Raw genomic sequence first — 13,780 nt, 5'->3', positions numbered from 1 at the left:
AACCAAATGGGTCTATTTGATCGATTATTTGGACAAGAGGAAAACCAGTCACAGGAAACTGTAGCAAATCAGGGGATTTCAGAAGCTGAGGCTCTTGATAATCAAGACTTGTCAACAAGTGAAGGGACAAGTGAAAGCCAAACTGAACAGCTCAGTGAGTCAGAGAATCAAGTAGAAGAGATTTCGTCTACAGAATCTGTTGAAGAAAGCGAATCTACAGTGACAGAAGAAAGTGAAGCAGAGGGCGTATCAGAGTCAGAAGAAAGCCAAGTCGCTGTGGATAACCACTTCGCAGATGTCATGGCTGATTACTATGCTAAAAAGGCTCAGGTAGCTGCTGCTGCAGAAAAAGGTGAAACGGTTACTTTTGAGGCTGTTCAAACCCGTAAAGTTGAGGAAAAACCTGAAGAAGTTCAGGCCTCAAAAACTGAAACAGAACAAGAGAAATATAATCGTACCCTTAAGAAGACACGTACAGGGTTTGCTGCCCGCTTGAATGAATTCTTTGCGAATTTCCGTCGAGTTGATGAGGAGTTCTTCGAAGAATTGGAAGAAATGCTGATTCTTTCCGATGTTGGGGTTAATGTTGCAACGCAATTAACGGAAGACTTGCGCTATGAAGCCCGCCTTGAAAATGTCAAAAAGACTGAAGATTTGCAACGCTTGATTATCGAAAAACTTGTGGACATCTACGAGAAGGATGATGTCTACAAGGAGCAGATTAATTTCCAAGATGGTTTGACAGTCATGCTTTTCGTTGGTGTCAACGGGGTTGGTAAGACAACGTCTATCGGTAAGTTGGCGCATAAATACAAACAAGAAGGCAAAAAAGTTATGTTGGTAGCTGCTGATACCTTCCGTGCGGGAGCTGTCGCTCAGTTGGTTGAGTGGGGACGTCGTGTTGATGTGCCAGTAGTGACTGGTGCTGAGAAGGCTGACCCAGCTTCAGTGGTCTTTGACGGTATGGAAAAGGCTCTTGCTGAAGGAGTTGATGTCCTTATGATTGATACTGCGGGTCGTTTGCAAAATAAAGACAACCTTATGGCAGAGCTTGAAAAGATTGGTCGTATTATCAAACGTGTGGTTCCAGAAGCACCTCATGAAACCCTCTTGGCCTTGGATGCATCAACAGGTCAAAATGCCCTTAGTCAGGCTAAGGAATTTTCAAAAATCACACCTCTTACAGGCCTTGTCTTGACTAAGTTGGACGGTAGTGCCAAGGGTGGTGTGGTTCTAGCCATTCGCCAAGAGTTGGATATTCCAGTGAAGTTAATTGGTTTTGGTGAGAAAATTGATGATATTGGTGAGTTCCATTCAGAAGAATTCATGCAAGGTCTCTTGACTGGTTTGGTTTAAAAGAGTGTTTAAAAAGAGTGAGTACTGGGAAAAGGGATTCACTCTTTTTAATGGTGTCCTCACCTTGAAAAAAGTCACTTTTATTGGTAAAATAGTAAGGAAAAACGCATGCTTTGAAAAGTGAGCTGTAACTTAATCACTGAACAACCCCTAAGCCGTGGAAAGAAACTCCTAGTTCCTGTTTTTACGGTGAGTTATAAGAAGATTTTTAATCTTAGTTTAAGGAGAAGACATGTCTGAACGTGGACTTTTGATTGTTTTTTCAGGACCTTCTGGTGTCGGAAAAGGAACTGTTCGTCAGGAAATTTTTTCAACACCTGACCATAAATTTGAATACTCAGTGTCAATGACCACACGTGCCCAGCGTCCTGGTGAAGTTGATGGGAAGGATTATTTCTTCCGTTCACGTGAGGAATTTGAAGAGCTTATTCGTAATGGTCAAATGTTGGAATATGCTGAGTATGTAGGTAACTACTACGGAACACCTTTGACTTATGTCAATGAAACCTTGGATAAAGGTATTGATGTTTTCCTTGAAATCGAGGTTCAAGGTGCCCTTCAGGTTAAGAAAAAGGTCCCAGATGCTGTCTTCATCTTTTTGACACCACCGGATTTAAACGAGCTTCAAGAACGTTTGGTTGGTCGTGGGACAGATTCTGAGGAAGTTATTGCTCAACGTATCGAGCGTGCGCGTGAAGAAATTGCTCTTATGAGCGAATACGATTATGCCATTGTTAATGACGAAGTGCCTCTAGCTGCTGAGCGTGTTAAACGTGTTATTGAAGCAGAACACTTCCGCGTTGACCGTGTGATTGGCCGCTATCGTAATATGATTTCAGAAAAGAAATTATCAGACAAATAAATTAGAAATAGGTATAGAATTATGATGTTGAAACCCTCTATTGACAAACTTTTGGATAAAGTGCCTTCAAAATATTCATTGGTTATTTTGCAAGCCAAACGTGCCCATGAATTGGCTGCTGGTGCTGAACCAACTCAAGAGTTTACGTCAGTAAAACCAACCCTTCAAGCCCTTGAAGAAATTGAAACTGGAAATGTGACTATTCACCCAGATCCAGAATCTAAACGTGAATTAGCACGTTTGAAAGTGATCCAAGCACGTCTTGCTGCTGAGGAAGAAGAACGTAAAATCAAAGAACAAATCGCTAAAGAAAAAGAAGAAGGCGATAAAATCTAAAATCAAAGTCATGCTTTGGTTTATGAGGAGAGGGGAGCTGAGGCATAGTGTCTCAGCTTCCTTCTTTATGATGATAATCAAGAACTCAGCTTTTCTTGAGCTTGAAAGATACTGGTCTTAAGGAAGTGACAGGAGGAAATTTATGGTTTTAGTAGCACAAATTATTGTAGACGTTCCTCTGATGCAGACGGACAGGCCTTATAGTTACCTTATCCCTGAAGCTATGCAAGGTCAAATTGCCATTGGTATGCGAGTGCATGTGCCTTTTGGTAAAGGAAATCGTCTATTGCAAGGCTTTGTTATTGGCTTCGAGGAGCAGGAGGATTTAAGAGACTTTCCTGAATTAAAACCTATTGCTGAGCTTTTAGATTATGAGCCAGTCCTTAATCAGGATCAACTGGACTTGGCTGATCAGATGCGACATACGGTCTTTTCCTATAAGATTTCTATCTTGAAATCAATGCTACCTGGTCTCCTTAATTCTCAGTACGATAAGGTTATCATGGCGACTGATAAACTAGGTGAAGAAGATAAACAGACTTTTCTTCAGGGGCAGGATCATGTTCTTTTCTCGCAGTTGTCAGAGGAGCAGCGTCAAGCCATTCCTCGTCTGGTCCAGTCTGGGCGTGTAACGGTTGATTACCTTGCTAAGGATAAGCAGAACATTAAGACTGAGAAGCACTATAGTGTTCAAAAGGGCACTCTCGAGACTTTGGCAATTTCACAACGGGCTAAGAGACGTTTGGAGATGCGTGACTTCTTGTTAGAGAAGAGTGAGGCAGGGAAGTTGGCAGACCTCCACAAGCTTTTTTCACGAGATGTGGTTAAGTTTTTCATCGAAGCTGGTGCCTTGGTCATCACTGAAGTTGAGGTCAATCGTGCCGACAGCTACTTTGAAAAGGTAGAGAAGACGGATTTTCTTGAGCTTAATGTTCAACAGGCGCATGCGGTTGAAGAAATGACGCGCCAAATCGGCCAAGGTGGCAAACCATTCTTATTGGAAGGGGTAACGGGATCAGGTAAGACAGAGGTCTATCTGCATCTTATCGAGAGGACCTTGGCTATGGGGAAAACGGCTATTGTCTTGGTACCAGAGATTTCCTTGACACCCCAAATGACCAATCGTTTCATTTCGCGTTTTGGGGACTTGGTGGCGATTATGCATTCAGGCTTGTCAGACGGTGAGAAATTTGACGAGTGGCGTAAGGTTAGATCTGGCCAGGCCAAGGTTGTGGTAGGAGCACGTTCGGCTATCTTTGCTCCCTTGGACAATATCGGAGCTATCATTATCGATGAGGAACATGAGGCTACTTATAAGCAGGAGTCTAATCCTCGCTACCATGCTAGAGATGTGGCCTTGCTTAGGGCTAAGAGTCATGGAGCCGTGCTTGTTCTTGGTTCAGCAACACCCTCTATTGAGACACGGGCGAGAGCTCAGAAAGGGGTTTACCATTTTCTTGAGTTGACTCAGAGGGCTAATCCTAATGCCAAAATTCCTCAGGTGGAAGTGGTGGACTTTAAGGACTTTGTGGGCCGTCAAGAGGCGAGTGATTTTACGCCACCTCTCTTAGAGAAAATCCGAGAACGTTTGGCACGTAAGGAACAAGTTGTGCTAATGTTGAACCGTCGTGGCTATTCCTCTTTTGTCATGTGTCGTGACTGTGGCTATGTGGATGATTGTCCCAACTGTGATATTTCATTGACCTTGCACATGGATACTAAGACCATGAATTGCCACTATTGTGATTTTCAAAAAGCAATACCACATGTCTGCCCTAACTGTCAGAGTCGTCAGATTCGCTATTATGGGACTGGGACACAGAAGGCTTATGACCAATTGACGGAACTTTTGCCAGAAGCCAAAGTGATTCGTATGGATGTTGATACGACACGTAAGAAAGGGGCTCACGAGAAACTCTTGGAGGCCTTTGGAAGTGGTAAGGCCGACATTTTGCTTGGAACTCAGATGATTGCCAAGGGCTTGGATTTTCCAAATGTTACCTTGGTAGGGGTCTTGAATGCAGATACGTCGCTAAATTTACCAGATTTTCGTTCAGCTGAGCGTACCTTCCAACTCTTGACTCAGGTGGCTGGTCGTGCTGGTCGTGCTGACAAGGAAGGGGAAGTTATTATTCAAACCTATAATCCTAGTCATTATGCCATTCGGTTTGCACAGCAACAGGATTATGAAGGTTTCTACGCCTATGAAATGGGGATTCGACGTCAGTTGGCCTATCCCCCTTATTTCTATACGGTAGGGATTACGCTTTCTCACAAGGATGAAGAGTTTGTGGTTCGGAAGAGCTATGAGGTTATGGCTTATTTAAGAGAGCACCTGTCAGACAAGGTGACCTTCCTAGGGCCTACACCTAAGCCAATTGCCCGAACACATAACCTTTATCACTATCAGATTATTATCAAATACCGTTTTGAGGATAACTTGGAAGAAACGCTTAATAGGGTCCTTGACATGACTCAGGAGCCTGAGAACAAGGACCTGCGTTTGATTATTGATCACGAACCTCAGAATTTTACCTAATCTAGAAAAGGAAGAATATGACAAAATTAGTATTTATGGGAACGCCTGCCTTTTCAGCGACAGTGCTGGAAGGACTTTTGACCGATGAGCATTATGATATTGTCGCTGTGGTGACGCAACCAGACCGTGCTGTCGGCCGTAAAAAAGAAATCCGCATGACACCGGTCAAGGAAGTAGCCTTGGCGCATGACTTGCCAATTTATCAACCGGAAAAATTGGCAGGGTCAGAAGAAATGACGCAATTGATGGCGCTTGGTGCTGATGGGATTGTTACTGCAGCTTATGGACAATTTTTACCAAGCAAGTTGCTTAATAGCATGGATTTTGCGGTGAATGTCCACGCTTCTCTCTTGCCAAAATACCGTGGTGGGGCACCTATTCATTATGCCATTATCAATGGGGATGCAGAAGCAGGTGTGACAATTATGGAAATGGTCAAGGAGATGGACGCTGGTGACATGGTTAGCCAAAAGGCCTTGCCAATTCTTGACGAGGATAATGTTGGTACCATGTTTGAAAAATTGGCCGTCTTGGGTCGTGACCTTTTGCTTGAGACCTTGCCTGCCTATTTTGCTGGCGAAATCAAACCTGTTCCTCAAGATGCCAGTCAGGTAACGTTTTCGCCAAATATTAGTCCAGAAGAGGAGCGTCTTGATTGGAATAAATCGGCTCGTGACATCTTCAATCAAATCCGTGGTATGTACCCATGGCCTGTGGCACATACCTTGCTTGACAGCAAACGTTTCAAAATTTATGAAGCGGACTTGGTAGAAGGTCAAGGACAGGCTGGTCATATCATTGAAAAGACCAAGAAGAGTTTGGTAGTTGCGACTGGTCAAGGAGCCATTTCACTTAAGACAGTTCAGCCTGCAGGAAAACCCCGTATGGCTATTGCTGATTTCCTTAATGGGGTCGGACGCAATCTTGAAGTAGGTGATGCATTTGGCCAATGATTGGAAAAAAACATCCCGTGGACAGGCACTTGAAGTCTTAGAAGAAGTCTTCCAGGAAGGAGCTTACTCAAATATTGCTCTCAATGCCCATCTGAGCAAGTCGCATCTGACAGATAAGGACAAGGCCTTGGTGACGGAAATTGTCTATGGGACCGTAGCTCGTAAGATTACGTTGGAGTGGGTCCTAGCCCATGTCATCGAGGACCGTGACAAGCTTGAACCTTGGGTCTATGACTTATTGCTTTTGAGCCTCTATCAGTTGGCCTATTTAGATAAGATTCCAGCCCATGCGGTGGTTAATGATGCCGTTTCTATTGCTAAAAATCGTGGCAATAAAAAGGGTGCTGAGAAGCTGGTAAATGCGGTTCTTCGTAAACTATCTAGCCAGCCTTTGCCAGATCCAAGCCAGATTAAACGTGTCAATAAACGCTATTCCGTTCAGTATTCTCTACCTGTATGGTTGGTTAAAAAACTTATCGACCAGTACGGGGAAGACCGTGCCCTTGCTATTTTCCAAAGCCTCTTTGTGAGAAATAAGGCTAGTGTGCGTGTAACGGATGCGTCACGTTTGGAAGAGATAGAGGAGGCCACTGGGGCTGAGCGTTCAGTCCTATCACCAGTCGGGCTTGTTAAGTCTTCCGGTTACTTTGCTGGAACAGATTATTTTAAAGAGGGCTTGTTGACCATTCAGGATGAGACCAGTCAACTGGTTGCGCCAACTTTAGGGATTCAAGGCGAGGAAGAAATCCTGGATGCCTGTGCGGCACCTGGTGGTAAGACGGTACATATGGCCTCTTATTTGACGAGTGGACATGTGACGGCGCTTGACCTCTATGATCATAAGCTTGCCCTCATCGAAGAAAATGCCCAACGTCTTGGCCTAGCTGATAAGGTTAAGACACAGAAACTGGATGCTAGTCAGGTACATCAAGTCTTTCCGGCTGATAGTTTTGACAAGATTTTAGTGGATGCTCCTTGTTCAGGGATTGGCCTCATTCGTCGGAAACCTGATATCAAATATAACAAGGACCTCCAAGACTTTGAGTCTCTTAAGGCTGTGCAGTTGGATATCCTATCCAGCGTTTGTCAAACCCTACGAAAAGGTGGTATAATAACATATAGTACTTGCACCATCATAGCAGAAGAAAATCAAGAGGTGATTCAAGCCTTTCTTGAGAGCCATCCTGATTTTGAGCAAGTTGCCTTAGACCATCCATGTAAAGACATCGTGGTCAATGGCTGTTTGGCAATTACCCCCGAACAGTATCTAACTGATGGTTTTTTCATCGCACAGTTGCGTAAAAAAGCTTAGGGTTACAGAGGAGGAAATGCTGACGCAAGTCAGAAAGAAAACTATGGAAATATCATTATTAACGGACATTGGCCAAAAACGGTCAAACAACCAAGATTTTGTTAATAAATTTGTCAACCAAGCTGGTGTTACCCTTGTCGTTGTTGCAGATGGAATGGGTGGACACCGTGCTGGAAATATTGCCAGTGAGATGTCAGTGACTGACCTTGGTCGTGATTGGATTAACACTGATTTTCGTGAGTTGAGTCAAATTCGTGATTGGATGATTGCTGCCATTGATGCAGAAAATCGTAAAATCTATGAACTTGGCCAAAACGAAGAATATAAGGGAATGGGAACAACTATCGAGGTTCTTGCCTTTGTTGATAATGCTGTGATTTTCGCCCATGTCGGGGATTCACGTATTGCCCTTATCCGTAATGGTGAGTATAAGCAATTGACGAACGACCACTCTTTGGTCAATGCTCTTATCAAGGCTGGTCAGTTGACTGAAGAAGAAGCAGCGGTTCACCCACAACGTAATATCATTACGCAATCTATTGGGCAAGCTGCTCCGATTGAGGCTGACCTTGGTGTCCAACAATTGGAACCAGGAGACTATATTTTGGCTAATTCAGATGGTTTGACCAATATGATTTCAGTTGAACAGATTGTTCATATTGTCAACAGCCCTGGTTTCGTCGAAGAAAAAACGAGTCGTTTGGTAGCTGCAGCCAATGAGGCTGGTGGTCATGATAATATTACCGTTGCTCTCATCAAAATAGAAAGTGAGGAAGGATAATGATCCAAGTTGGCAAATTGTTTGCTGGACGTTATCGAATCCTTAAGTCTATCGGGCGTGGTGGTATGGCGGATGTTTATCTGGCTAACGACCTGATTCTGGATAATGAAAGAGTAGCTATTAAGGTGCTACGTACCAATTACCAAACGGATCAGGTGGCTGTGGCGCGTTTCCAGCGTGAAGCGCGTGCCATGGCAGAACTCAGTCATCCTAATATCGTTGCTATCCGAGATATTGGCGAAGAAGACGGCCAGCAGTTTTTGGTGATGGAGTATGTAGATGGTTCGGACTTGAAGAAATATATTCAAGACCATGCGCCACTTTCTAACCAAGATGTTGTGCGTATCATGGGGGAGGTTCTTTCCGCCATGACTCTTGCCCATCAAAAGGGCATTATCCACCGTGACCTTAAGCCACAAAACGTTCTTTTAACTAAGGACGGTACAGCCAAGGTTACAGACTTCGGAATTGCGGTTGCCTTTGCAGAGACTAGTCTAACTCAAACTAACTCTATGTTGGGGTCTGTCCACTACCTCTCACCAGAGCAGGCTCGTGGATCGAAAGCAACTATCCAAAGCGACATCTATGCTATGGGTATTATGCTTTTTGAAATGTTAACAGGTCATATTCCTTACGATGGCGATAGTGCGGTAACCATTGCACTCCAACATTTCCAAAAGCCACTCCCATCGATTTTGGCAGAGAACCGTAACGTTCCCCAAGCCTTGGAAAACGTGGTAATTCGAGCAACAGCCAAAAAACTAGAGAATCGTTATAATAGTACTTTGGAAATGAGCCGTGACTTGGTAACGAGTTTGCATCCTAGTCATCGACACGATGCCAAGGTAGTCTTTGATGATATGACGGATACCAAGACCTTACCGAAGGTTGATCCAGTTCCATCAGCAAGCCTTGAGAAAAAGGCCGTTGCTGCTGAGCCATCAGAGCCTACACCTGCTCCAAGTAAACAACCGAGGAAGAAAACGACACCAGCTAAGAAGAAAAAGAAGAAGAATTTCTTCTCAACCTTACTCAAGGTTTTCCTAGGACTTGTCTTTATTGGTATTATCATCTTTGCCTATTTGGTATTTACCAATCCTGATAATGTCCAGGTGCCTAATGTGGTCGGCCAAGAGTTGTCCACAGCTCAGACTAACATTGAGGGTGCTGGATTTAAGGTAGGAGACGTTAAGGAAGTGGAAGATGACTCTGTCGATACAGGCAAGGTCATCAAGACTGATCCTACAGCTGGAACTACACGAAAAGAAGGATCAAGTATTGATGTCTATGTTTCTTCTGGTAGTAAAGGTTTCGCTTTGAAAGACTACAAAGGTAAAAACTATAAGGATGCCATTGAGGACTTAACTTCGAATTATGGCGTTTCTGAGGACCAAATTGATATTCAGCATGTCGAAGACGACAGTGCTGAAGAGGGAGAAATCCTATCTCAAAGTCCAGGGAAAAACAAGTCTTTCAATCCTAAGGATAGTAAGGCCAAGATTAAGTTCCGTGTGGCAACTCCTAAGACAGTTACCATGCCTGATGTGACTGGTTTGACGGTTTCAACAGCGGTTCAAACCTTGAATCGTAAGAGTATCTCAAGTAGCAACATCGAGTACCACGACTATAATACCGGTGCCAAGTTAGATAAGGATAAGGTTCCTAGCAGTACAGAGGTCCTTTATCAAGATCCACAAGCTGGTACAAGCGTTGATGGTACAGTGATTCTCTATGTTTCGGTTGCAACAGCAAGTTCAAGTCTACAGTCAAGCTCAAGCAGTACGACACATTCGTCATCGACGAGCTCAAGTACTGACAGTACAACTTCAAGCACTGAAACCTCGACAGAGGCTACTCACACAGAGCTACAGTAGTTTTAAATAACTAAGATAACAAAAAAAGAGAGGTTATTTCACCTCTCTTTTTTGTTATCTAGACTTCTTGTCGATAGCTTAAAAAGCCTGCTTGCCAGGGGTCAGAGATTTTTTTATAATGAAGACATCACATATAGGAGAGACGCTATGAGAAACCGTAGAAAACTGAGAAGGTATATCATTACCTACGATATCGTCATGACGGTCCTGGCCCTGATTTCCATTGGCTTGGTTATCTTTGATTTGGTTGGATTAATTTCAATTGGAAGGCGACCTTTCAGAGTGATAGATCAGTCTATAACGCTCATCTTTGCCATTGATTATGCGATTCGTTTCTCCCTGGCACCTCGTAAGCGAATTTTTGTTAAAACGCATGTATTAGACTTGTTGGCTATTATTCCCTACAATGAAGTCTTTACCTTCCTCCGTTTTTCAAGGGTGGGACGCTTTGCTCGTTTGGCCAAACTCTCTCGCTTAATTGGTTTGAGTAGTAAGCTCAAGCACATTTCCAATCGCATTAATCGCAGAAATGGCTTTTATTTTCTGCTTTCGGTTAATAGCATTATCATCCTTATCAGTAGTGCTATTATTGCTAGAGTAGAGCACCATAATTTTATAGATGCTATTTGGTGGTCTGTAGCAACAGTTACTACGGTAGGTTATGGCGATATCGTTCCTCGAACATTGGTAGGTAAGGCCGTTGCGGTTGTTCTTATGTTTAGTGGGATTGCCACTCTGGGGTTGTTAACTAGCTCTCTCAATAATATTTTTGTGCGGTCAGGTCGTCAGACTGAACGGAAATTAGCTGAGATTGAGAAGGAACTGGCTGAGCAACGTGTCATTCTGGAGGAAATCAGAACGACGGTCCAACTCATGAATAGCAAAATGGATAAAACTGACGATTAAGATTTTTGAATGAAAGACAGTGTTTCCTATAATGGAGGCACTTTTTTTGAATTCTGCTGCCCCTTTTCTATCTTGCTTAGTCGGTGCTCAAACTGGGTCTTTTTGTCAATTGCCTTAAAATTTGATAGAATGAACCCTGTATACTTTTATTTGAGAGGTCCTTATGACCAAATTTAATTTTTTCTTAGTGGTGGAAGCCCTGCTTTTGACTTTGGGCCTGATCACCATCTTTAATAATGATATTACCAGTTTCATTTTCATACTGGTCTTGACCTTGTTGGCTGTTCGCTTCTTTAACAAGGAGTCCAAGAGTGACTTTGTCTTGACCATCTGTTTGATTTCACTCTTTCTGGTTTCCATGTGGAATATCTATGTGGTGCTTGCTATTCTAGTGGGTGTGGCTTATGTTATGATAAACCATTTTTCACAGGTTAAGAAAAAGAATCGCTACGCCCTCATCCAATTCAAAGAAGATAATTTGGAGCCTAGGGCTGTGCGAAACCAGTGGATTGGGACTCGAATGGAACCTGTCAGTGATCGTTATGACTTTGATGATATCAATATCATCCGTTTCTTTGGGACAGATGTGATTGATTTGACCCAGGTTATCATCTCGGGGCGAGATAATGTCGTGATTTTGCAGAAACTCTATGGACCGACGACTATCTTGGTACCAATTGATGTTTCCGTTAAACTCAACATATCGGCAATCTATAGCTCTGTCACCTTCTTTAATGAAGATGAATACGATCTCCGTTATGAAAGCTTGACCTTGCAGGGGGCAGAGTATGAGCATGCCCATCGGACGGTTAAATTGATTCTCAATGTGGGAGCTGGACCAGTGGAGGTACGTCGCAAATGAAGAAACAGTACCTATTTTTAATCCTGATTTATTCGGTTGTAGTTTTGGTTGGTGTTACCCTTGTAGTGATGGATAGCTTTAACCTCAACTTTTCACTGGTTTTCGGCAATCTGTCTCAGGCCTTCCACTTCCTTTTTAACATGGTTTTTGTGGTTCTGAGTTTGCTCATTTTGCTTTATATTCTCTGGGCAATTGCCAATGATAACAGTATGCGTTCAGTCAATCAGGATTTGCGCCGCATTATCAATAATCAACCAGTCAAACGTCAGGGAGATATTGAGTTAGACAAGAATATGATGCGCCTGTCTCATAAGATGCGTAAATTGACTAAGGACTTGCAGAAAACTGAGAATGCCCAAGCTCTACAAAGTCGTGATATTATCAAGAAGGAGAGAGGTCGTATTGCTCGTGACCTTCACGATACCGTTAGTCAGGAGCTTTTTGCGGCTAGTATGATCCTATCTGGTGTATCTCAGATGGCGGACCAGCTAAGTAAGGAAGATTTGCATAATCAGATCCAGGCGGTTGAGGCCATGCTGACGGACGCTCAAAATGATATGCGTGTTTTGCTTTTGCATCTTCGTCCGACAGAGCTTGAGAACAAGACCTTGCAAGAAGGTTTGCAGATGATTCTTAAGGAATTAACCGATAAATCCAATATCCATGTCGTCTACAAGGATATGGTTAAGAAAGTGCCCAAGCGTATTGAAAATAATCTCTTTAGGATTGCCCAAGAGTTTATCTCTAATACCCTTAAACACGCCAAGGCTAGCCAGATAGAGGTTTACCTCTATCAAAATAGTCAGGAAATTCAATTGAAAATGTTGGATAATGGTGTTGGTTATGACTTAAATGCTTCGACTGACGAGATGAGTTATGGCCTGAAAAATATCCAAGAGCGTGTCGATGAAATGGCAGGAACTGTACAGTTCCTATCTGCTAAAGGTAAGGGAACGTCAATCGATGTTCGTGTACCGATATTAAGAGGAGAAGACAATGTCGAATAAGATTAATGTGATTTTGGTCGATGACCATGAGATGGTCCGTTTGGGCCTTAAGAGTTTCTTGAATCTCCAAGGAGATGTAGAGGTCGTTGGAGAGGCAGGCAATGGTCGAGAGGGTGTCGATCTTGCCTTGGAACTGCGTCCTGATGTGGTTGTTATGGACCTTGTTATGCCTGAGTTGGATGGGGTTCAAGCGACTTTGGAATTGCTCAAAGAATGGCCTGAAGCCAAGATTTTGGTTTTGACTAGCTATTTGGACAATGAAAAAATCTATCCAGTCATTGAAGCTGGTGCGAAAGGCTATATGCTTAAAACCAGCAGTGCGGCAGAGATTCTTAATAGTATTCGTAAGGTCTACCGTGGGGAAGAAGCCATCGAAACTGAGGTGGACAATAAGATTAAATACCACGATAGTCATCCCGACCTCCATGATGACTTGACAGCGCGTGAACGTGATATCTTGGCGCTTTTGGCTAAGGGCTATGACAATCAAACTATTGCTAACGAACTGTTCATCTCATTGAAAACCGTTAAAACTCACGTGTCTAATATCCTTGGAAAACTAAATGTAGATGACCGTACTCAGGCTGTCGTTTATGCCTTCAGACATCATTTGGTTTCGCAGGATGATGAATAAAGTTATCAACTAATCTTGTTATCTAGGGGCTAGAGAGGGTTTTCATAACTCTTAACCCTAAGTCGGATTTTGTGAGTCAAATTTTTTGACTTTATTTCTAGCAAAACATATAATTAAACCATCCTAAAACTTTTCTTTTTTCATATGAGGTTGAAGCGACCTCATATCATCTATCTAAGTTCGCTTAGATGATGAAATCTCCTAACTCCTAGCAATCGGTACTTCCGGTTGCTTTTTTTGAAAAAAGTTTAAAAAAGTGTTGACAGCCTACTAGTTTTTATGTAGAATAATAAGAGTCTTTTGGGGTATAGCCAAGCGGTAAGGCAAGGGACTTTGACTCCCTCATGCGTTGGTTCGA

At 43.0% G+C, this 13,780-nt stretch carries 12 protein-coding genes; all 12 read left to right on the top strand.

Annotation, left to right across the window (positions count from 1 at the left end):
* Positions 1-6: 6 nt before the first annotated feature.
* The 12 genes from ftsY to ADH51_RS00010 all read left to right on the top strand — a co-directional run bounded on the left by ftsY (position 7) and on the right by ADH51_RS00010 (position 13,422).
* A complete protein-coding gene (ftsY, locus tag ADH51_RS00065) occupies positions 7-1,356 on the top strand; it encodes a signal recognition particle-docking protein FtsY (protein ID WP_048673692.1) in 1,350 nt (449 codons plus the stop codon).
* A 232-nt stretch (positions 1,357-1,588) separates the two neighbouring features.
* Positions 1,589-2,218, top strand: a complete 630-nt coding sequence (gene gmk, locus ADH51_RS00060; RefSeq protein ID WP_002884259.1) for a guanylate kinase — start codon at positions 1,589-1,591, stop codon at positions 2,216-2,218.
* A gap of 21 nt (positions 2,219-2,239) precedes the next feature.
* Positions 2,240-2,554: a DNA-directed RNA polymerase subunit omega gene (gene rpoZ / locus ADH51_RS00055; protein ID WP_013990232.1), complete on the top strand. Its 315-nt coding sequence runs from the start codon at positions 2,240-2,242 to the stop codon at positions 2,552-2,554.
* A 142-nt stretch (positions 2,555-2,696) separates the two neighbouring features.
* Positions 2,697-5,093, top strand: a complete 2,397-nt coding sequence (locus ADH51_RS00050) for a primosomal protein N' (protein ID WP_048673690.1) — start codon at positions 2,697-2,699, stop codon at positions 5,091-5,093.
* A 17-nt stretch (positions 5,094-5,110) separates the two neighbouring features.
* A complete protein-coding gene (fmt, locus tag ADH51_RS00045; RefSeq protein ID WP_048673688.1) occupies positions 5,111-6,046 on the top strand; it encodes a methionyl-tRNA formyltransferase in 936 nt (311 codons plus the stop codon).
* Positions 6,036-7,358, top strand: coding sequence for a 16S rRNA (cytosine(967)-C(5))-methyltransferase RsmB (gene rsmB, locus ADH51_RS00040; RefSeq protein WP_048673845.1), 1,323 nt, complete (start codon positions 6,036-6,038; stop codon positions 7,356-7,358). The genes fmt and rsmB overlap by 11 nt, the downstream gene beginning before the upstream one ends.
* A 43-nt stretch (positions 7,359-7,401) precedes the next feature.
* Positions 7,402-8,139, top strand: a complete 738-nt coding sequence (locus tag ADH51_RS00035; RefSeq protein ID WP_037604753.1) for a Stp1/IreP family PP2C-type Ser/Thr phosphatase — start codon at positions 7,402-7,404, stop codon at positions 8,137-8,139.
* Positions 8,139-10,013 (top strand): Stk1 family PASTA domain-containing Ser/Thr kinase, encoded by a 1,875-nt coding sequence (gene pknB, locus ADH51_RS00030; protein WP_048673686.1) that lies wholly within the window; start codon positions 8,139-8,141, stop codon positions 10,011-10,013. Before ADH51_RS00035 ends, pknB begins: the two co-directional genes overlap by 1 nt.
* Before the next feature lie 147 nt (positions 10,014-10,160).
* Complete coding sequence (locus tag ADH51_RS00025; protein ID WP_048673684.1) at positions 10,161-10,919, top strand: potassium channel family protein; 759 nt, start codon at positions 10,161-10,163, stop codon at positions 10,917-10,919.
* 163 nt (positions 10,920-11,082) lie between these two features.
* Positions 11,083-11,781 (top strand): cell wall-active antibiotics response protein LiaF, encoded by a 699-nt coding sequence (gene liaF / locus ADH51_RS00020; protein ID WP_048673682.1) that lies wholly within the window; start codon positions 11,083-11,085, stop codon positions 11,779-11,781.
* Positions 11,778-12,788 (top strand): sensor histidine kinase, encoded by a 1,011-nt coding sequence (locus ADH51_RS00015; RefSeq protein ID WP_013990239.1) that lies wholly within the window; start codon positions 11,778-11,780, stop codon positions 12,786-12,788. The genes liaF and ADH51_RS00015 overlap by 4 nt, the downstream gene beginning before the upstream one ends.
* Positions 12,778-13,422, top strand: coding sequence for a response regulator transcription factor (locus ADH51_RS00010; RefSeq protein WP_002884791.1), 645 nt, complete (start codon positions 12,778-12,780; stop codon positions 13,420-13,422). The genes ADH51_RS00015 and ADH51_RS00010 overlap by 11 nt, the downstream gene beginning before the upstream one ends.
* The last annotated feature ends 358 nt before the right edge of the window (positions 13,423-13,780 follow it).

This window comes from Streptococcus sp. 449_SSPC, assembly GCF_001073005.1.
Classification (GTDB): domain Bacteria; phylum Bacillota; class Bacilli; order Lactobacillales; family Streptococcaceae; genus Streptococcus; species Streptococcus salivarius_F.
Note: the sequence above shows the minus strand (reverse complement) of the source record. Positions and strands in the feature narration are given on the sequence as shown.